At 57.1% G+C, this 17,783-nt stretch carries 24 protein-coding genes; 15 read left to right on the top strand and 9 right to left on the bottom strand.

Annotated features, from left to right (window positions below; genetic code table 11):
* Window positions 1–240 precede the first annotated feature (240 nt).
* The gene (locus EXR70_20710) at window positions 241–996 is read left to right on the top strand and encodes a hypothetical protein (GenBank protein MSP40917.1); all 756 of its coding nucleotides are present in this window, start codon (window positions 241–243) and stop codon (window positions 994–996) included.
* A gap of 6 nt (window positions 997–1,002) precedes the next feature.
* Window positions 1,003–1,572, top strand: coding sequence for a hypothetical protein (locus EXR70_20705; GenBank protein ID MSP40916.1), 570 nt, complete (start codon window positions 1,003–1,005; stop codon window positions 1,570–1,572).
* Window positions 1,573–1,774: 202 nt separating this feature from the next.
* Here EXR70_20705 and EXR70_20700 read toward each other — a convergent pair whose 3' ends face one another.
* Entirely contained in the window at window positions 1,775–2,155 is a 381-nt protein-coding gene (locus tag EXR70_20700; GenBank protein MSP40915.1) for a RidA family protein, read from the bottom strand.
* Between the two features lie 121 nt (window positions 2,156–2,276).
* Between EXR70_20700 and EXR70_20695 the strand changes: the two genes are divergently transcribed.
* The 3 genes from EXR70_20695 to EXR70_20685 all read left to right on the top strand — a co-directional run bounded on the left by EXR70_20695 (window position 2,277) and on the right by EXR70_20685 (window position 3,596).
* On the top strand, window positions 2,277–2,468 hold the full coding sequence (locus EXR70_20695; protein MSP40914.1) for a hypothetical protein: 192 nt from the start codon (window positions 2,277–2,279) through the stop codon (window positions 2,466–2,468).
* An 18-nt stretch (window positions 2,469–2,486) separates the two neighbouring features.
* Window positions 2,487–2,759, top strand: a complete 273-nt coding sequence (locus tag EXR70_20690) for an HNH endonuclease (protein MSP40913.1) — start codon at window positions 2,487–2,489, stop codon at window positions 2,757–2,759.
* A gap of 102 nt (window positions 2,760–2,861) precedes the next feature.
* Window positions 2,862–3,596 (top strand): HAD family hydrolase, encoded by a 735-nt coding sequence (locus EXR70_20685; protein MSP40912.1) that lies wholly within the window; start codon window positions 2,862–2,864, stop codon window positions 3,594–3,596.
* On the opposite strand, the gene corA is transcribed toward EXR70_20685, so the two are convergent.
* Complete coding sequence (gene corA, locus EXR70_20680) at window positions 3,593–4,558, bottom strand: magnesium/cobalt transporter CorA (protein MSP40911.1); 966 nt, start codon at window positions 4,556–4,558, stop codon at window positions 3,593–3,595. The two genes, EXR70_20685 and corA, sit on opposite strands and share 4 nt — an antisense overlap.
* 266 nt (window positions 4,559–4,824) lie before the next feature.
* On the opposite strand from corA, the gene EXR70_20675 reads away from it, so the two are divergent.
* The 7 genes from EXR70_20675 to EXR70_20645 all read left to right on the top strand — a co-directional run bounded on the left by EXR70_20675 (window position 4,825) and on the right by EXR70_20645 (window position 9,130).
* Complete coding sequence (locus EXR70_20675) at window positions 4,825–5,382, top strand: O-acetyl-ADP-ribose deacetylase (GenBank protein MSP40910.1); 558 nt, start codon at window positions 4,825–4,827, stop codon at window positions 5,380–5,382.
* A gap of 210 nt (window positions 5,383–5,592) precedes the next feature.
* On the top strand, window positions 5,593–6,411 hold the full coding sequence (locus tag EXR70_20670; GenBank protein MSP40909.1) for an ABC transporter substrate-binding protein: 819 nt from the start codon (window positions 5,593–5,595) through the stop codon (window positions 6,409–6,411).
* Complete coding sequence (locus EXR70_20665; GenBank protein MSP40908.1) at window positions 6,405–6,548, top strand: hypothetical protein; 144 nt, start codon at window positions 6,405–6,407, stop codon at window positions 6,546–6,548. Before EXR70_20670 ends, EXR70_20665 begins: the two co-directional genes overlap by 7 nt.
* A gap of 123 nt (window positions 6,549–6,671) precedes the next feature.
* The gene (locus EXR70_20660; protein MSP40907.1) at window positions 6,672–6,821 is read left to right on the top strand and encodes a DUF4160 domain-containing protein; all 150 of its coding nucleotides are present in this window, start codon (window positions 6,672–6,674) and stop codon (window positions 6,819–6,821) included.
* On the top strand, window positions 6,781–7,041 hold the full coding sequence (locus EXR70_20655; GenBank protein ID MSP40906.1) for a DUF2442 domain-containing protein: 261 nt from the start codon (window positions 6,781–6,783) through the stop codon (window positions 7,039–7,041). The genes EXR70_20660 and EXR70_20655 overlap by 41 nt, the downstream gene beginning before the upstream one ends.
* 46 nt (window positions 7,042–7,087) lie before the next feature.
* On the top strand, window positions 7,088–8,512 hold the full coding sequence (locus EXR70_20650) for a glycine reductase (protein MSP40905.1): 1,425 nt from the start codon (window positions 7,088–7,090) through the stop codon (window positions 8,510–8,512).
* Window positions 8,513–8,674: 162 nt separating this feature from the next.
* Complete coding sequence (locus tag EXR70_20645) at window positions 8,675–9,130, top strand: glycine/sarcosine/betaine reductase complex selenoprotein A (protein MSP40904.1); 456 nt, start codon at window positions 8,675–8,677, stop codon at window positions 9,128–9,130.
* A 118-nt stretch (window positions 9,131–9,248) separates the two neighbouring features.
* On the opposite strand, the gene EXR70_20640 is transcribed toward EXR70_20645, so the two are convergent.
* Window positions 9,249–10,238, bottom strand: a complete 990-nt coding sequence (locus EXR70_20640) for an ABC transporter substrate-binding protein (protein ID MSP40903.1) — start codon at window positions 10,236–10,238, stop codon at window positions 9,249–9,251.
* A 111-nt stretch (window positions 10,239–10,349) separates the two neighbouring features.
* On the opposite strand from EXR70_20640, the gene EXR70_20635 reads away from it, so the two are divergent.
* Window positions 10,350–10,997 carry an HAD family hydrolase gene (locus tag EXR70_20635; GenBank protein MSP40902.1) on the top strand — a complete coding sequence of 216 codons (648 nt, stop codon included), beginning with the start codon at window positions 10,350–10,352 and terminating at the stop codon, window positions 10,995–10,997.
* 17 nt (window positions 10,998–11,014) lie between these two features.
* Entirely contained in the window at window positions 11,015–11,413 is a 399-nt protein-coding gene (locus tag EXR70_20630) for a PPOX class F420-dependent oxidoreductase (protein MSP40901.1), read from the top strand.
* A 13-nt stretch (window positions 11,414–11,426) separates the two neighbouring features.
* Here the strand turns inward: EXR70_20630 and EXR70_20625 are convergent, their stop codons facing one another.
* The 6 genes from EXR70_20625 to EXR70_20600 all read right to left on the bottom strand — a co-directional run bounded on the left by EXR70_20625 (window position 11,427) and on the right by EXR70_20600 (window position 17,017).
* Entirely contained in the window at window positions 11,427–12,842 is a 1,416-nt protein-coding gene (locus EXR70_20625; protein ID MSP40900.1) for a Si-specific NAD(P)(+) transhydrogenase, read from the bottom strand.
* A gap of 24 nt (window positions 12,843–12,866) precedes the next feature.
* Window positions 12,867–13,817: an ornithine cyclodeaminase family protein gene (locus EXR70_20620; GenBank protein MSP40899.1), complete on the bottom strand. Its 951-nt coding sequence runs from the start codon at window positions 13,815–13,817 to the stop codon at window positions 12,867–12,869.
* Window positions 13,818–13,915: 98 nt separating this feature from the next.
* A complete protein-coding gene (locus EXR70_20615) occupies window positions 13,916–14,590 on the bottom strand; it encodes an amino acid ABC transporter permease (protein MSP40898.1) in 675 nt (224 codons plus the stop codon).
* Window position 14,591: 1 nt separating this feature from the next.
* Window positions 14,592–15,317: an amino acid ABC transporter permease gene (locus tag EXR70_20610; protein ID MSP40897.1), complete on the bottom strand. Its 726-nt coding sequence runs from the start codon at window positions 15,315–15,317 to the stop codon at window positions 14,592–14,594.
* A gap of 103 nt (window positions 15,318–15,420) precedes the next feature.
* Window positions 15,421–16,278 carry a transporter substrate-binding domain-containing protein gene (locus EXR70_20605; GenBank protein MSP40896.1) on the bottom strand — a complete coding sequence of 286 codons (858 nt, stop codon included), beginning with the start codon at window positions 16,276–16,278 and terminating at the stop codon, window positions 15,421–15,423.
* Window positions 16,279–16,288: 10 nt separating this feature from the next.
* Window positions 16,289–17,017, bottom strand: a complete 729-nt coding sequence (locus EXR70_20600) for an amino acid ABC transporter ATP-binding protein (protein ID MSP40895.1) — start codon at window positions 17,015–17,017, stop codon at window positions 16,289–16,291.
* A 116-nt stretch (window positions 17,018–17,133) separates the two neighbouring features.
* Here EXR70_20600 and sixA point away from each other — a divergent pair, with 116 nt between their 5' ends.
* A complete protein-coding gene (gene sixA / locus EXR70_20595; protein ID MSP40894.1) occupies window positions 17,134–17,613 on the top strand; it encodes a phosphohistidine phosphatase SixA in 480 nt (159 codons plus the stop codon).
* Window positions 17,614–17,783 lie beyond the last annotated feature (170 nt).

Here is a 17,783-nt window from a genome sequence, read left to right as displayed (position 1 = left end):
CGGCCTCAACCACGGTGATCTCGCTGCGATATACTCGTTGAATTACGTCTAGTCGTTTCTCGTCTTTCATTGTCAGGGTTGTCATCCTTCCACCCTGACATAATTACGTTGCCGTTAACCCCTGACATAATCACTTTGCTACAACACCCCGACGGCGCGCCGCTGCCGATCGCGACCTTGTCGGCGCTGGGCTTCTCGACGATCATGACGCTCTCGGGATTTTAGTATGGCGCCGATTGGGTGCTCGCCTCGGTGGGCGCCGAACCGTTGGACGGCAAAATTCCCGAGCACCGCGAACTCCACAACTTGGTCACGGAAATGGCGCTGGCGTCGGGCTGTCCGATGCCAAAAATATACGTCACCTACGATCCCGCGCCCAACGCTTTCGCCACCGGCAAAGATGAAAAATCGTCGGCGCTCTGCGTCACCACCGGATTGTTGGCGCTGCTCGATCGCGAGGAAACCCAAGGTGTGGTGGCGCACGAGATGGCGCATATCCGCAATCACGACACGATGGTGATGGTGTTGGTGAGCATTCTTTTGGGCGGCATCGCGCTGCTCGCCGACTGGGCGCAGCGCTCGGCGTTTAGCTCGCGTTATTCGCGTCGGTCGAGCAGCGGCAGTTCTTGGCTGGCTTTCCCGGCGTTGATACTCGTGGCGCTATCGCCGCTGATCTCACGCTTGATGGCGATGGCGGTGTCGCGCCAGCGCGAATATTTGGCCGATGCTTGCGCTGTTGAATTTACCCGCAATCCGCTCGGCCTGGCCCACGCGCTGGAAAAAATCCGCGACGCGGCGATGCCGTTTCACAAAGCGACCCGCGGCACGGCACATTTATTCATCGCCAATCCGCTGCGCCGCAATGTCGACGAACGAGATGGCGGCCTGGCCGATCTTTTGGCGACCCATCCGCCGATCGAGCGCCGGATCCAACTGCTCTATCAAATGGCCGGTGTTGCACATTCATCCGTTCAACGATTGCATGCGCCGAAGTGATTTCACATGATCCGTTGCCCACAATGTAAACGCACGATGAACGAGGTCACGGTGCGGGCCAATCCCGGTCAGCTGATCGTTCTCGATCAGTGCTCCACCTGCGGCGGCATCTGGTGCGATAAGTGGGAGCTGTTTCCCGTCGACCCCGATGAGGCGGCGAGAATCGATCCGTTAAATCAAGAATTGTTGCACGATTCGACCGCGCTGACGCACAAGCCGCTTTATTGCCCGCGCTGCACGGCGGCGCTGCATGTTTTCGCCGAGCCGATCTTGCCGAAGGAGATTCAATTGCAGCGCTGCCATCGGTGCGACGGCATCTGGCTAAACCGCGGCCAGTTTCGCCGCTACAAAGAATTTCAGAAACAAACCAGGGCGCAGAAGCTCGGTCCGGCTGGGATCGTCGCCAAGTTGCCGAGCGTTTATCAGAATCCGAAGTCGTGGATCGTCACCGGTACGCGAGGCATCTATGCTTTTCCCCACGGCGAGGCCGAGGCTGACGACTTGGTTGAGAAAAGCCTCAGCGCGGTCGGCAAGTTGGTACTGCAGAGTTTGTTGCGATTGGTGATAGGGGTGTAGATTTTATTTTCCTGACCAATTCGATTTTCGTCTTTAATAGCGACCGTAATCGAATCCCCCTTTGAAAAAGGGGGACGAAAGGGGGATTTGTCTTTGCGTCGCCGGAAAAATCCCTCCTAACCTCCCTTTTCCAAAGGGAGGAAAGATTCGGATGGCTGAACTTATTCAACGAGCCCAGGAGGCGAAACTAGTCGCAGGTTACTTACAATGTGGCGATAAGATCGATCTCCACCAGCGCGCCGCGCGGCAGGTCTGCGACGGCGACCGTCGAGCGCGCCGGTTTCGCTTGGCCTAGATATTCGGCGTAGACTTCGTTCATCGCCGCGAAGTCGGCGATGTTTTTTAAAAACACCGTGGCTTTGACGACGCGATCGAGGGACGAGCCGGCGGCTTCGACGACCGCTTTGAGATTTTCCATTACCTGGCGGGTTTGTTCGGCGATGGCGCCGGCGATCAGGTTACCGGTTTTGGGATCGAGGGGAATTTGTCCAGAGGCGTAGACGAAATCGCCGATCTTGATCGCTTGCTCATAGGGGCCGATGGCTTTGGGCGCTTTGTCGGTGGCCACGGTTTGTTTGTTCATGCTTCGTTCTCCTGAGAATATAATCGCAATCCTATACCATGAACTTGTCGGCTGGCAACGATTTGCCGCGCCTTCGGCTTGCACTGGCCGCGTCGCCTGTGATTGATTGAAGCCAACGACGATGAAACTTTTGACCGCACACAAGATTCTCATCACCAGCGCAGTGCTCTTCTTCGTTTTTTTCGCCGGCTGGGAGTATCGCAACTATTCGAGCGCCGGCGACAGCTGGGCGGTGTGGCGTAGCGCTTTGTATTTCATCGTCGCCCTGGGCTTCGGGATTTATCTGAAGAATCTCAAACGGTGGTACAAGTAGAGACAGAGACGAGAGAAAATGGAACCGTTGCCGTTTTTGGTCGAAGTTTCCGAGGAGCAAATCAGCCGCGAGCGGCAAAAGGCGCGTGAGCTGCGCGCCAGCCAATGGTGGAAGCGCACGCGCGCGACGGGGATTTGCCATCACTGCGGCGGCAAGTTCGCGCCGGCGCAGTTGACCATGGATCATCTGGTTCCCGTCGTCCGCGGCGGCAAGTCGACCAAGGGGAATTTAGTGCCGAGCTGCAAGGCGTGCAATTCGGCGCGCAAACATAAGTTGCCGTTTGAGGACTAGCGATTCCAGATTCCAGATCTCGGAGCCTTTCGATCAATTTTAAATTTGTAATATGGAATTTGGAATTATTTGAGCTTGAGCATTGCCGTGGAGGGCAGCGTTATGGCAAGTGAAACTTTTCTCGTTCGCACCATGTCCGATACCGTGGAGACCGACATTCAGCGCGTCCACGTCATCACTAACGAACTGCTGCCACGCTACAACCTGCCGCCGCTGAGTTTCGAGCAGTTGCGCAAGATCGCCGACGGACCCTTCGATCTGTTTTTGATTCCGCATATTTTTGCCGATGAGTTCGCCAAGGATCGCAATCTGCCGTTCAACGAAGCCAAGCGCGTGGAGATTCGCCGGGTCGCTTTGGAGATCGCGCGCCAGCATGGCTACGACGTCAATCCGCCGGATTTCATCGCCGGCATTGAAGCGTCGTTGAATGAGACTCGGGCCGCGGGTTTGCGCAACGTTTTGATCACCACCGGCGGGCGGCGCTACAAGCATCAGGCGATGCAGAAGGTCGGCATCGGCGATTATTTCGAGGAGATCGTCGACCGAGAAGAAACTTACTACGCCAAGGAACAAGGTTTCTATCATCTCTACCGCAAGCACGCCGCCAAACAGCTGCGGCTGATTCTTCTGAGCGGCACGGCGAGCTATATCAAGGCCGGCAACAACGCCGATGGCTGCAAAGTCGGCGAGACTGCTCTCGAAGTGATCACCATCGCGCTTTCGACCGAGCATTCTTACAACGACGAAGCGACGTTGCGCGCGGCCCAGCCGAAGGCGCTGATTCACAGCTACGGCGAGCTATTGCCGGCGCTGAAAAATCTAACGCCGCTGGGCTAGATCCACTTGGCTTTGCGAAAGCGCGTGAACATATAGAGATCGATGGCGAGCATCCCAGCTAGTGTCAGCGGATAGCCCAGCGGCGAGTTGAGTTCCGGCATGTGCTGGAAGTTCATGCCATAAATCCCCGCGATCAGCGTCGGCACGGCGATCAATGCGCCGTAGGCGGCGAGCTGTTTGGTTACTTCGTTTTCTTGAATCGTAATCAGTGAGATCGCCACTGAGATTGCCGTGGTCACCATGTCGCGCAGGCTGTCGATGGACTGGTGCAAGCGTTGGAGATGGTCGTAAATATCGCGGAAATAATCTTGCAGCCCGATCGCCAGCTGGGGTACCCGGCCGCCGAAGAGTTTGCCGGTGGCTTCGAGCAAAGGCTCGGTGGCATGTTTGAGGATCATCAGTTTGCGCTTCAAATCGTAGAGCGCTTCGATGTTCTCTCTGGCGCTCTGGTTGGCGAACATGCGGTCTTCGATGTTTTCGATCTCGGTTTCCAGTTCGTCGAGAATCGGAAAATAACGGTCCACCACCACGTCCATCAGGGCGTAGAGCACGTAGCCCGAACCGTGGCGCAGCAGTTCAGGCTCGCGCTCGCAGCGGGCGCGGACCTCGGTGAATCCGCGTTCGGCGCGGGAGCGCACCGACAGGACATAATTGGCGCCGCCGAAGATGCCGACCTCGCCGACGTTCAACTGGTCGCCGCTCCGTTCGATCATCTGCAAGACGGCAAATAGAAAGCCGTCGTATTCTTCGAGCTTGGGCCGTTCGTGGCCGTGCTGAGCATCTTCCAGGGCGAGATCGTGGAGACCGAATTCCTCTTGCATCGCCTGGATCTCTTCCGGCGTCGCGTCGTTGAGCGCGACCCAGACGAAGCAATCGGTTTGCGAAATATAAGAATGGATGTCGCTCACCGGTATGTTGGTGAGCCGCTGGCCGTTTTGATAGGCGACACAGTTGACGATCATCGAAAGCCTCGCGCCGTTGAGCTGGAATCGGCTGGTACTTTGGCTCGATTGCGCCGCCGGAGTCAAGCGCGATCGAGCTTGCGAAGAATGAAATTAGCCGCAAAGGTTATGTAGGGGCCGGTCGCGACCGGCCCCGGCTCGGATTCGGAGTGTCAGCCGCAAAGAACGCAAAGTTCGCAGAATGGAATCGGATGTGTAGGGGCAACCCCCAGTGGTTGCCCTTCCGACTCGCAAACTTTAGACGATCGTAATACAACCCAGGAGAGATGATGACGGCGGTAAAAACTTTTCTAGCTGGCCGGGTGGCGATCAAGGTCGGCGACATCACCAAAGAAAAAGTCGACGCCATCGTCAATGCGGCGAATAGCACGCTGTTGGGTGGCGGCGGTGTGGACGGCGCGATTCATCGCGCCGGCGGGCCGGAGATTTTGGCGGCATGCAAAGAAATTCGCCGCACGCAGTATCCCGATGGATTACCCACGGGACAGGCGGTGATCACCACCGGCGGCAAATTGCCGGCGAAGCATGTCATTCACACTGTCGGCCCGGTTTACGGCCGCGGCGGCGCGGACAAAGCGGAGCTATTGGTCGCCTGCTATTTCAATTCATTAAGTCTCGCCGTCGAGCATGGACTCAAGTCAATTGCCTTCCCGGCGGTCTCTACCGGCGTGTACGGTTATCCCCTGAGCGAAGCGGCCAAGGTCTCGTCGCGAACGATCGAACAGTTTTTGCTCGCCGATCAATCGATCGAGGAAGTAAGATTGGTTTTCTTCGCGGCCGGCGATGCCGAGCTGTTCTTGAAACATCACAGCTTCACGGGCTAGAAAGGCAACAGGCACGAGGCAATGGGCAATAGGCAGATCAATTTTGGATTTCCGTCTGCGGCTCCGATTCCCTCGCCCGCTTGCGGGAGAGGGTTAGGGTGAGGGTGTGGGCGACCGCCGTCGCCCCTACAAGCCCTCACCTCTATTCCTTCGACTTGGCTCAGGACAGGCTCTCTCCCAGAGGGAGAGGAAGAAGAAGCGGAGACACTGATGCATAAAGAAATCACTCGGCGAACTTTTTGCTCGATGCTCTTGGCTCTGCCCGTTGCAGCTCGGGCGCAGCAGGCGGCGAGAATTCCCCGGATAGGAATTCTGATCCCGTCCTCCGCGGCCTCCTATTCGGTCCGGGTCGAAGCATTGCGCCGACGGCTGCGCGAGCTTGGCTATGTCGACGGGAAAAAAATTGTCATTGAGTACCGATATGCAGATGGGAAACTCGAAAGGTTGCCCGACCTTGCCGCCGAGCTGGTCGGTCTCAAAGTTGACGTCATCGTCACCGCCGCCGGACCGGCTATTTTAGCTGCTAAAAAGGCGAGCGCGACAATTCCCATCGTATTCGCTACTGCTGCCGATCCAGTAGGAACTGGGCTCGTTTCCAGCCTGGCGCGACCAGGCGGGACTATCACCGGACTGAGCCTGATGGCGCCGGATCTAGATGGCAAACGGTTGGAACTGCTCAAGGAAGCCTTCCCTAAGATTGCCCGGGTGGCCTTCCTCTGGTCACCGGGTAGCACGAGGGGAAACTCGACCCTCACAGAAATGGAGGCTGCGGCCAAGGCGTTGGGAGTCAAACTTCTATCGCTTGAGGTGCGAAGCCTTGACGATTTTGAAGGCGCATTTGCGCGAGCGAAAAGGGAAGGCGCCCAGGCGCTCATTACGACCGTAAGTCCACTTTTCAATGATCAGCAACGTCAAGTGTTGGACTTCGCGGCAAAGAACCGGTTGCCGGCGATGTACACAAACAGTGAGTTTGTTGACGCCGGCGGCTTGATGAGCTACACGCCGCTGACTTTGTCGACAAGATTTTGAAGGGAACAAAGCCCGCCGAGATTCCAGTCGAGCAGCCGATGAGGTTTGAGTTCGTGATCAATCTGATAGCCGCGAAGCAGATCGGCGTGACGGTTGAGCCGAATGTGCTGGTGCGGGCGGATCGGGTGATACGGTGAAGACGGCTCAGCCTTTGGCTGATCAGTCTCAGGCTGAAACAGGTGTCCGCGATGGTAGGGGCGGATAAGGGAGCGCGGGTCTTCCAACCCGCGATTAACCGCGGACAAGAATGTCCGCGCTCCATTGTCCGCCCGTTCGGAGGGCCGACACGCAGGTCGGCCCCTACAAAAGATTTTGGATTGTCACGCAGCCAACTTGCGGAGATCGAGCAGATTATCGAGGAGCACTACGATGAGCTTAAGCGCGCTTGGGAAGAACACTTCCCCGGTTGAAGTTACTCATGTTTCAAATCATGGCGTCTGGTTGTTGGCCGGCGACCACGAGTTGTTCATGTCCTATGAACATTTTCCTTGGTTTATGGATGCGCCAGTGGGGAAAATTCTAAACGTCGAAGAGCCCACGCCGGGCCACTTCTATTGGCCGGATCTCGATGTCGATTTGAGCGAAGAAATCATCGCCCATCCCGAACGGTTTCCTCTGAAAGCCAAATAGCATCATTCGTTTAAACGCAGCTCGACTACAGCACTGGATTCATCGAATGCAGCAATCAGCAAAACCCAATCGTGTCGGCATTGAAGGCGTTTCGTATTCCTTGACCCATGTGCCGGATTTAGTCCGCTTCGGTTCGAAGCCGTTGCGCGAGTTGCGGGTGCAGCCGGGGTTGGGCGCGGAGTTGGCGAAACGCTTGCGCGATTTTCCGGCGGCGACGGCTTATGCGCCGCATCAGGTTTATATCGGCAACATCGCGCCGGAGAAGCTGCGCGATTTGCCGCAGCCTTGGTACGAGAAGCTAATCGAAGGGGCGACGGCGCAGGGGCGCTTCGGCGACTTAGTCGATCAGAATCAGTGCTACGCTCTGCTCGCCGGCGCGGATCAGTTCGATCTGATTTCCTTCGAGGAGAAATGGTTTCAGGCGCACGCGGCGAAACATTCCATCGGCCGCGCGGCGCGCTTCAAACCGCTCGGCGAAATTCAAACTCTCTGCGATAAAGGCGCGCTGCCGCTTTATTCCGGCACTCAGTTGGTCGGTGCGTTTGAGGCGGCGCACGAAGAAGATGCTAGTCTCGCCGCCGAAGTATTGCTGGAAAATTTGTGCGGTAAGGTTTCCGCCGCGCATGCGTTGCGCTTGGTGCTCAAGCAGTTGGCGCTTGACGCCAACGATATCGATTTCGTCATCAGCTGTTCGGAAGAAGCGGTGGGCGATCGCTACAACCGCGGCGGCGGCAATCTCGCCAAGGCGATCGCCGAAGATGTCGGCTGCGGCAATGCTTCAGGGTGCGATGTCAAAGCGTTCTGCGCCGGGCCGATGTACGCGTTGGTGCAGGGCGCGAGCATGATTCAGGCCGGTGTGGCAAAACGGGTTGCCGTTGTCGCCGGCGGCTCGTTGGCCAAGCTTGGCATGAAGTTCGAATCGCATTTGAAAAAAAGTATGCCGGTGCTCGAAGATATGCTCGGCAGTTTCGCGGTGATCCTCAGCGCGGCGAAACCGGGGCAGGTTTGCATGCGGCTGGACTCCGCGGCGTTTCATCCGGTGCGCGCGGGCGGCTCGCCGCAAGCGATGGCGGAGGAACTCGCCGAGAAGCCGCTGGCCAAGCTCGGCATGAAATTAACCGATGTCGACCGCTACGGCGTCGAACTGCACAATCCCGAGATTACTGTGCCGTCGGGCAGCGGCGATGTGCCACGGACAAATTATTTAACTCTCGCGGCTCTAGCAGTCATGCGCGGGCAGATTCAGAAGAACCAGATGGAAGATTTCGTCCGCACGCGCGGCATGTTAGGCTATGCACCGACGCAAGGACATATTCCGTCGGCGATCGTTTACTTGGGCCACGCCAAGGCGGCGCTGGAAAGCGGCGCGATTCGCAATGCGCTGTTGATGGCCAAAGGCAGTTTGTTTCTCGGCCGCATGACGCAGTTGTCGGATGGCTGCTCGTTTCTGGTCGATCGTAATGAGGTCTAGCATCAGAATAATGGAAGAATCGGAAAATGATATCTCTCGCAAAGGCGCAAAGACGCCAAGCTCGGAGAATTCATAAATGAAGTTTTCTTCGTCTAAATTTCTTAAACTTTGCGTCTTGGCGACTTGGCGAGATAAAATCCGAATCACCTAAATGGAGGTCGAATGCTTAGAGGAAAAAAAATCATCGCCATCGGCGAGCGGGACGGGGTCACCGGGCCGGTGATCGCGGAATGTCTCGAAGGCGCGGGCTACGAGGTCGTCTTTCAAGCCACCGAGTGCTTTGTTTGAACCGCCGCGGGCGCGATGAACTTTGAGAACCAAGGAGTCATCAAGCGCCTGGCGGACCAGTATGGTCCGGAAAATCTAACCGTGGTGTTGGGCAACGGCGAAGCCAACGGCGTCGAAGTGTTCGCCGAAACGGTGACCCATGGCGATCCGAGTTACGCGGGGCCGTTAGCCGGCGTGGCGCTGAAGATTCCCGTCTATCATGTGCTCGAAGCAGATGTCATGGGACAGGTGCCGCAAGCGCTGCGCGATGAAAAGTTACAATTGTCGGCGCTGGTCATCGACATCGAGCCGATGCATCAAGTGTTGCAGGCGTCGCGGGAGAAGCTCTAAGGCGGTGTATTGCGTTCGACCCTCACCCCAGCCCTCTCCCGCAGGCGGGAGAGGGAGGAATGCGGCGATGAGCATGGTGATTATTCCCAGTGGTTCGAAATTCACCACCATCGAAGCCCTACTTCTTATAGAGCGCTTTGATAAATCCTGAATCTTCCATCTCTTTCACGAAGCGCGAATCGATCATTTCCTTGACGTTGGCCTGGGCGGCTTTGGGATTTTTCTCGGCCATGTCTTGGAGTACCAGCTGATAGCCTTCCACCGGCGCGTAGGGGGCTTCGGGCATGAACTTGGCGTGCCAGTCCCAGGCTTCTTCGAGAATTTTGCGGTCGTCGACGCGGGAGTATTTGCGCATGATGCGCATGGTGTCTTCCTTGTGGGTTTTAAAAAAGTGGATCGCCTCGATGTACGCGCGCAGATAGCGGCGCACGAAGTCGGGATTCTCTCGCGTTAGTTTGGTCGACGTGTAGATGCCGTTTTGTGGAAACGGAATCTGCAGCGCGACCATGTCGACGACCGTTGGATAGCCGAGCTTCTCGGCCATCGCTTTGCCGGCTTCGGTGACCACGGTGAAATTGACGATGCCTTTTTGCAGCGCCACCATGCGCTCGATGGCGCCGCCGATGACGCGCAGGTTAGTGTCCTTCAACGGATCGAGGCCGATTTTCTTCAAACCGACTTTGAGCGCGAACTCCGCCGTCGTTCCGGCGATATGCGTGCCGCCGATCTTGCCGCGCAAATCTTCCGGGCGCTTGATGCTCGGTTGCGAGACTAAATAATAGGGCAATACGTTGATGTTACCAGCCACCGCGACGACATCGCCGCCGGCAAGCCGCGCGCTCGCCAAGCCGGGACCGCCGCCTTCGCCGATGGCAATTTCGCCGGCGAGAATCGATTGAATGCCGCGCACGCTGCCGGAAATGAATATGACCGTCGCGTCGATGCCATGCTTGTCGAAAATTCTCGTTTCCTTGGCGACCCAAAGCACCGACGACGAGCCCGGCGTGGTCGAGATATAGGCGGTGTTGATCTTATCCACGGCGAGGCAGGATTCGGCCATCGCCAAGATCGCGGCGCAGGAGAAAAAAAATTGTAAGGGCTTCTTCACGGGGAACCTCCGATGAGCTGCGACTGTTTCGCCTCACAGTACAACAGGCGCCAGGGCGAAACAAAGGCGCCGCGTTGACTTCCCGGCGGAATTCCACTTCAATCGGCGCTGATGAAAAAGTCGATTGAGCTAGTGATGTTCGATCTCGATGGCACGTTGGCGGATACCGGCCATGATTTGGCCGACTCGGTTAATTTCACCCGGGCTCATTTCCAGTTGGCGCCGCTGCCGGAGAAATTGGTCTACGCCAACGTCGGCCGCGGCGTCGAGCATTTGCTCCAGCACTCTTTGCCGGAGGAAGGCGCCGATGATTTCCCCGAAGTGATGCGGGTGTTTCTCGCCCATTACGAAAACCATCTGCTCGACCGCACCGAGCTCTATGCCGGGGTCTATGAAATCTTGGATTACTTTCGCGGCAAGCGGCGTCTGGTGGTCAGCAACAAGCTGCACCGGCTTACCGTGGCAATGGTGCGCGGCTTGGGGGTGGCGGATGACTTCGATGACATTCTCGGCGGCGACAGCGCGGCGGAAAAGAAACCCCATCCGGCGCTGTTACAATTCGCGCTACAAAAATTTAACGTCGCGGCTTCGAACGCTTTGATGGTCGGCGACGGCGACACCGACATCGAAGCCGGCAAGCGCGCCGGCGTCATCACTTGCGCTGTGACCTATGGTTTGGGCAATCGCGACGCTCTGGTCGCCGCCAAGCCGGACTTTATGATCGATGGCATCGGCGAGCTGGCGAATTATTTTTGTTGATTGTTTGGAATGACATGATGAACGCAAAAATTCCGGAAAATTTTGTCGAGCTGTTCAGCAAAAAATCCTTCGCCCACTTGGCGACCACGATGGCGGATGGTTCGCCGCAAGTGACGCCGGTTTGGATCGATTTCGACGGCACTGACGTGCTGGTCAATTCGGCCACCGGCCGGGTCAAAGATAGAAACTTGCGGCGTGACAAGCGGGTCGCGCTGTCGATCCTCGATCCCGACGATCCCTATCGCTACATTTCGATTTTAGGCGAGGTGGTGGAAATTACCCAAGCGGGCGCTAACGAGCATATAGATAAGCTCGCAAAAAAATATTTGGGGCTGGACAAGTATCCCTATCATCGGCCGGGGGAAGCGCGGGTGATCTACAAGATTCGTCCGGAAAAAATTTCCACGCACAACTGACAGCAGGCCGGGGTTACAGCAGGGCACATTGGCTCGCTGCGCCATTGTTTGAAAATTTATTGAGCGCGGCCAGCGCCGCGACTTTGTAGCATTCCGCCAAGGTTGGATAATTGAAAACCGTGTCGACGAAGTAGTCGAGTTTGCCGCCGTGGGCCATGACCGCTTGGCCGATGTGGACCAGTTCCGTGGCGCCTTCGCCGATCACATGGACGCCGAGGAGCGCTCTGGTTTCACTATGAAACAGCAGCTTGAGCATGCCGACCGTGTCGCCGATGATTTGGCCGCGGGCGATCTCGCGGTAGCGCGCGACGCCGATCTCATAGGGAACGCCGTCGCGCGTAAGGTCGTCTTCGTTGCGTCCGACCATGGACATTTCCGGTATCGTGTAAATGCCGTAGGGCAATAAGTGCGTCGAGGTTTCGCAGTTCAAGCCGAAAGCGTGGCAGGCGGCATGGCGCCCTTGCTGCATGGAAGTCGAGGCCAAGGCGGGAAAGCCGACGACATCGCCGACGGCATAGACATGGGACATGTCGGTCTGATAGTTGGCGTTGACTTTCAAGCGGCCGCGCTCGTCGGCCTGGATGCCGATGCTTTCCAAGTTGAGACTTTTAGTCGCGCCGATGCGGCCGACACTGTACATCAATAGCGGCGCGCCGATGTTTTTGCCGCTTTTGAGATGGATCGTCACGGCGTTGTCGGCGGACTTTTGCACGCCGACCACTTCTTCGTTGAAGCGCAGCGTGACGCCGATGTTGCGCATTTGATATTGCAGCGACTCGATGATCTCGCTGTCGACGAATTCCAACAAGCGTGGCCGCTTTTCCACCAGCACCACCGGTATTCCCAGCGTCGCCAAGATGCAGGCGTATTCGCAGCCGATGACGCCGGCGCCGACGATGGTGATCGACTTGGGCAACTGCTTGAGCGACAGTAAGCCGTCGCTGTCGATGATCGAGGTGCCGTCGAAGGGGATGTCCGCGGGGCGCGCCGATTCGGTGCCGCAGGCGATGACGATGTAGTCCGCGGTATGTTCGTTCAGTTCCGATTCCTGCTTGATGGCGATTCGGTGCGGCTCGACAAAGGATGCCGCGCCGACGATAAAATCAACCGAGTTGCGGATCAATTGATTCTGAATCACTTCCTGTTCGGCCTTGACCACGTGATCGCAGCTGCGCGCCAGATCCTCGAAGGCGATGTCCTTTTTGACTCGGTAGCTGGCGCCGTAAAGGTTGCGCTGGCGCACGCCGGAGAGAAACATCACCGCTTCGCGCAGCGATTTGCTGGGGATTGTGCCGACATTGATGCAGATGCCGCCAGCGACTTTCTTGCGCTCGATGACGGCGACTTTCTTGCCGACCTTGGCGGCTTGGATCGCCGCCTTCTGGCCGGCCGGGCCGGAACCGATCACTAACATGTCATAGTGGGCCATTGCTGCTCCTGATGATTACCTGTCTCAAAGCGTTTGCGCGCGCCCGCTATCTTTCAATCGTTGGTAAGCCTTGAACCCCACGGCCACGTCCATGATGCCGGTGCCCTGCAATTTAAACAGCGTAATCTGCCGGTCGTCGCTGCGGCCGGCGGTTTCGCCCAGGAGCAAGCTTGAGATCTCATAAACTTTGTCCCACGAAATCACCCGGTCGCGCACGGCGCGAAAGATATCGCTCTCGTTGACGCACACGGTTTCTTTCGATGTCACGAAAATCGCCTCCGCCCGGCGCAGCGTCGTGTCATCGAGCTCCTGGCGCGTGCGCGTCTTATCGCCGTTGGCAATCGAGGTAATATGAATTCCCTCCGGCAAACTCGCGCCGTCAAAGACCGGCGCGTGCGAATTTGTCGCTGTAATTAAGACATCGGCGCCAGTTAGCGCTTCTTCAGCGCTTTGGGCGGCGTCGACCGGAATATTTAATTCGCCAGCCATTTTTTTCGCGAACGCCGCGCGCTTCTCTGGCGTTGGGCTAAAAACTTTGGCCGCTGTCAACTTTCTGACGGCGGCCAGGGCTTTGAGCTGGGTTTCGGCGTGTACCGCGCTGCCCAAGACGGCGACCCGGCTGGCGTCTTGGCGGGCGAGATATTTCGCCCCGATGGCGCCGGCGGCGCCGGTGCGAAACTCGTTGATCGAACAGTCTTGGAACAGAATCAGCGGCTCGCCGCTCTCGACGCTGAAAAGCATCACGTTCTCGTGATGAATGCGCCGGTCCAAATCGGTCTGAATATAAGCGCCCATGGCGCCGTGCACCGAGCCCGGCAGGATGCCGAAGATCATGCGGTTGGGATGATGAATGCGCCGGCGCGGCAACTCAAAGCCGCGGCCCGAAGCGATCTCTTTGAGCGTATCTTCAATCGTTTCGATCATTTCGCCGAGGGAGAGGATTTCATCGATGGGAGTGTTTTTGAGGAAGAGCATAGAGTTTGCGGACCTTCCGACGCCATACTGCAAGTACGCAATGATTGCGTCAAGTTAAATTTAGTTGTTGAAAACGAGGTTGTCGAATTCTGACGGAGTTAGCGGGTCGCTAGCTGTCGTTCAAGCCGGCCCGCATATCTCGACATCGCGTAACTGCACAGCCAGTAGATCGCGGCGATGAAGAGATAGAGCTCGAAGGGGCGGATCTCGCGGTTGTTGACGATTTGCGCCGCCTTGGTCAGGTCGACGTAGCCGATGATCGACGCCAGAGATGTGTCTTTGAGCAGGACGATAAATTGTGTGACCAGGGCGGGGATCATGTTGCGCAGGGCCTGGGGCAGAATCACATGGCGCATCAGTTGGCCCTTGGAGAGACCGGTGGCGGTGGCGGCTTCGACTTGGCCGCGCGGCACGGATTGGATGCCGGCGCGGACGATTTCCGCTAGATAGGCGGCTTCGAAAATGACGAAGGCCGTAAGCGCCACGGCGTACTCGGGCAAGGATTTGCCGGCCAAGGTTGGGATGATGAACCAGAACCAAAAGATCACCATGACCAGCGGCACGCCGCGGAAAAACTCGACGTAGACTTTCGCCGGTGCCGAAAGCCAGCGCGACTCTGACAAGCGCGCCAAGCCGACGAACATGCCGAGGATCGAGCCGAGAATGATCGCCGGGACGGCCAAGCGCAGGGTGCCGCCGGTAAATGTGCCGACGCCAAAAAAACCTTGGGCGATCAAGAAGACAAAATTATTGGCGATGACCTGAAAGTCCATCTCACACGGCTCCGCTTTGTCCTTGGGTAATCATTCCAGGAATGGCGACGCGCCGTTCGACGTAGGCCATGATCGAGGCGATGGCGAGGCAGAGAACTAAATAGATAATCGTCCCCGCCGCCAAGGCTTCGAAGGCTTTGGCGGTGTAGGTTTCGATCTGGCGGGTTTGAAAAGTTAACTCGGCGACGCCGATGGTGAGCGCGACCGAGGAGTTTTTTAATAAATTGACGGTTTCATTGGTCGCCGGCGGAATGATCAATCGCAGGGCGATGGGGATAATGATCAAGCGATAGGCCTGAATCACGGTCAGGCCGGTGGATAGCGCGGCTTCCAACTGGGTCTTCGGGATTGACTGAATGCCGGCGCGCATCACCTCGGAAAAGCGTGCGCCGTGGTAAACGCCGATGGCGAATACTGCGGCCCAAAACTCGACGCCATGATCGAAGAGCCAGTCTTGCATCGCTTGCGGCAGCAAGGGCGGCACGCCGAAGTACCAAAAAAACATCCAGACCAACAACGGCACGTTGCGAAAGAATTCCACATAAGCGCTGGCAAGCCAGCGCAACGGCGCAATCGGCACGGTGCGCAGCGCGCCGGCAACGATGCCGAGAGTGACGGCAATCAGCAGCCCAAGAACGAAGATATGCAGCGTGGTCAAAATTCCCTGGATCAGCCAGCCGCCCGATTGGCCGGTCCACAGTACGCTCCAGGTGAAGTGGTAATTCATTTACAAACTAGGCAATAGGCAACAGGCATTAGGCAATAGTTAGGACGAGCGAATTTAGGAATTTTCTTAACTATTGCCTATTGCCTCGTGCCCATTGCCTGCCTTATTTCGGCACCACTTGCAGCTGCAAGAAGCGCTTGTTCTCCGGCGTCAGCGGATAGGGGACATCGCTTTTGGCGCCGAACCATTTTTCGTAGATATCGAAGTAGAGGCCGGAGGAGATCGCGTCCATCAGACCGACGTTGACCACTTGACGAAAATCGGAGTCGTTCTTGCGCATCGCCAGGCCGTAGGGATCGTAGGAAAAGAAATCGCCGGCAACCACCCAGTCATCGGGTTTCGCCGCTTTGGCTTTTAAGCCGGCGAGTTGGATGCCGTCGTTGGTGTAGGCTTCGACTTGGCGCTGGGACAATGCTTGGAAGGCGGCCGGCTGGTCTTGGAACTCCACCAATTTGGCAGTGGGAACTTTCTCGCGGATGATCTTGGCGTTGGTCGAGCCTTGCTGGGCGGCGATGCGCTTGCCGGCAATGGACTGAATGCCTTTGATCGGGCTGCCTTTGCGCACGAGAAATTGCGCGCCGGTGACGAAGAAGGTCAGGCTAAAGTCGACTTGATCGCGGCGCACCTGGGTATCGGTCATGGTTTCGGCGATGAGGTCCACGGCATTCGACGTGAGCAGCGGAATGCGCGTCGGCACCGTCGATTCTTTTTTCTCCAGTTTGATCTGTTTGTTAAGTTTTTTACTCAGGCCGGGAAGGATCGTCTGTTCGACCAAATCGATGGCGAAGCCGACCCACTCGTTATTCTTGTTGACGAAGGCGAAGGGCGGCGAACCGGTGCGTGTGCCGATGATCAAAGTCCCGCTCTTGTCGATTTTGTCGAGCGTGCTTTGCGCGAAACTCACGCTGGTTGCGGTGACGGCAAATGTCAGCGCGATGAGAAATAGAAAAAATCGTTTCATAAATTGCTCCTCAGTGGGAAAGTATCTTGCTTAAAAACTGTTGGGCTCGGGCCGACTGCGGCGCGGCGAAAAAAGTTTCCGGATCGGCGGTTTCGACGATCTTACCCTGGTCCATGAAGACGACTCGGTGGGCGACCCGCCGGGCAAAACCCATTTCATGGGTCACCACCATCATGGTCATGCCGTCCTTGGCGAGTGCGGTCATGACTTCTAGAACCTCGTTGATCATTTCCGGATCGAGGGCCGAGGTCGGCTCGTCGAACAGCATGATCTTGGGTTTCATCGCCAGGGCGCGGGCGATGGCAACCCGTTGCTGCTGACCGCCGGAAAGATTCGCCGGGTAGGCGCCGGCTTTGTCGGGGATGCCGACCCGTTCCAAAAGCCCGGCGGCAATGTTCTCTGCTTCGATTTTGCTGAGACCTTTCACTCGGATTGGCGCCAACGTGAGATTTTCCAGCACGGTCATGTGGGGATAGAGGTTGAACGACTGAAACACCATGCCGACGTTGGCGCGAAGCTTGGCTGGATCGAGCTTCGTGTCTGACAACGACAGGCCATCGACGACGATGTCGCCGGATTGAATGGTTTCGAGCCGGTTGATGCAGCGAATCAGCGTGCTTTTGCCGCTGCCGCTCGGGCCGCAAACTACCACCACGTTGCCGGCGTCAACGGTAAGATCGATATCGTTGAGCACATGCAGCTTGGCGAACCATTTATTGACTTGGCGAAACTGGATCACGGTTGAGGTCGTTGGCTGTTGAGAAAGTTGCAAATCGTTGGTCGGCATAGTATACGAACATCGACTTTTTGCAACAAGAAATTGGCGCGCTTGCGAGGGCGAACTGAGCGGCAAAGATTTCGCCGATAACTGCCCGAGGATGGCTCACCTTGAAATTCTATTTAGTCCGCCATGGCGAAGCGGTTTCGGCACTTTCGGACGGGCAGCGGCCGTTATCGGCACGGGGACGCGACCAAGTTGCCGCGATCGCGCGCATGGCGCTCGCCCGCGGCGTCAAGGTCGAGGAGATTCGCCACTCGGGGATCTTGCGCGCGCGTGAGACCGCGGAGATATTATCGAGCTATTTGACGCCGACCCAAGGCATCTGCCAAAGCGCCGGGTTGCTGCCCGAGGACGAACCGGAAATCGCCAAGGCTGAGTTAGAAGCGGCGCAGCAATCGATCATGTTGGTGGGCCATCTGCCATTCATGGGCCGGCTTGCGGCTCTGCTGGTCAAGAACCCATCGGGCTCGACCGGCGAATTCGCTCCAGCGACTATGTTGTGTTGCGCCAAAATCGGCGGCATGTGGCGGATCGAATGGCGATTGGCGCCATAATCGCGCGCCGTCGGCGAAATGGAGTGTCGTGGCAACGTCAATATGTCATGTTAACAGCAACGCGATTATGTCAGGGTAGTGCGTTGGGTTGAGGTCGTAAGTTAGAAACCTGGCCATAGCGGAACCCCACCTTGTTGGAGTTGGTTCGATATAGGCCAAGTGTGTGCGTC

It is taken from the genome of Deltaproteobacteria bacterium, from assembly GCA_009692615.1.
Taxonomy (GTDB): Bacteria; Desulfobacterota; Binatia; order UBA9968; family UBA9968; genus DP-20.
The sequence above is the reverse complement of the archived record's forward strand: the minus strand, read 5'-3'. Positions and strand labels throughout refer to the sequence as shown.

Excerpts from the sequence above, each read along its gene's own strand:
- EXR70_20705 (MSP40916.1), top strand. The coding sequence starts at position 1,003 with ATGATCCGTTGCCCACAATGTAAACGCACGATGAACGAGGTCACGGTG.
- EXR70_20700 (MSP40915.1), bottom strand. The coding sequence starts at position 2,155 with ATGAACAAACAAACCGTGGCCACCGACAAAGCGCCCAAAGCCATCGGC.
- EXR70_20695 (MSP40914.1), top strand. The coding sequence starts at position 2,277 with ATGAAACTTTTGACCGCACACAAGATTCTCATCACCAGCGCAGTGCTC.
- EXR70_20690 (MSP40913.1), top strand. The coding sequence starts at position 2,487 with ATGGAACCGTTGCCGTTTTTGGTCGAAGTTTCCGAGGAGCAAATCAGC.
- EXR70_20685 (MSP40912.1), top strand. The coding sequence starts at position 2,862 with ATGGCAAGTGAAACTTTTCTCGTTCGCACCATGTCCGATACCGTGGAG.
- corA (MSP40911.1), bottom strand. The coding sequence starts at position 4,558 with ATGATCGTCAACTGTGTCGCCTATCAAAACGGCCAGCGGCTCACCAAC.
- EXR70_20675 (MSP40910.1), top strand. The coding sequence starts at position 4,825 with ATGATGACGGCGGTAAAAACTTTTCTAGCTGGCCGGGTGGCGATCAAG.
- EXR70_20670 (MSP40909.1), top strand. The coding sequence starts at position 5,593 with ATGCATAAAGAAATCACTCGGCGAACTTTTTGCTCGATGCTCTTGGCT.
- EXR70_20655 (MSP40906.1), top strand. The coding sequence starts at position 6,781 with ATGAGCTTAAGCGCGCTTGGGAAGAACACTTCCCCGGTTGAAGTTACT.
- EXR70_20650 (MSP40905.1), top strand. The coding sequence starts at position 7,088 with ATGCAGCAATCAGCAAAACCCAATCGTGTCGGCATTGAAGGCGTTTCG.
- EXR70_20635 (MSP40902.1), top strand. The coding sequence starts at position 10,350 with ATGAAAAAGTCGATTGAGCTAGTGATGTTCGATCTCGATGGCACGTTG.
- EXR70_20630 (MSP40901.1), top strand. The coding sequence starts at position 11,015 with ATGAACGCAAAAATTCCGGAAAATTTTGTCGAGCTGTTCAGCAAAAAA.
- EXR70_20625 (MSP40900.1), bottom strand. The coding sequence starts at position 12,842 with ATGGCCCACTATGACATGTTAGTGATCGGTTCCGGCCCGGCCGGCCAG.
- EXR70_20620 (MSP40899.1), bottom strand. The coding sequence starts at position 13,817 with ATGCTCTTCCTCAAAAACACTCCCATCGATGAAATCCTCTCCCTCGGC.
- EXR70_20615 (MSP40898.1), bottom strand. The coding sequence starts at position 14,590 with ATGGACTTTCAGGTCATCGCCAATAATTTTGTCTTCTTGATCGCCCAA.
- EXR70_20610 (MSP40897.1), bottom strand. The coding sequence starts at position 15,317 with ATGAATTACCACTTCACCTGGAGCGTACTGTGGACCGGCCAATCGGGC.
- EXR70_20605 (MSP40896.1), bottom strand. The coding sequence starts at position 16,278 with ATGAAACGATTTTTTCTATTTCTCATCGCGCTGACATTTGCCGTCACC.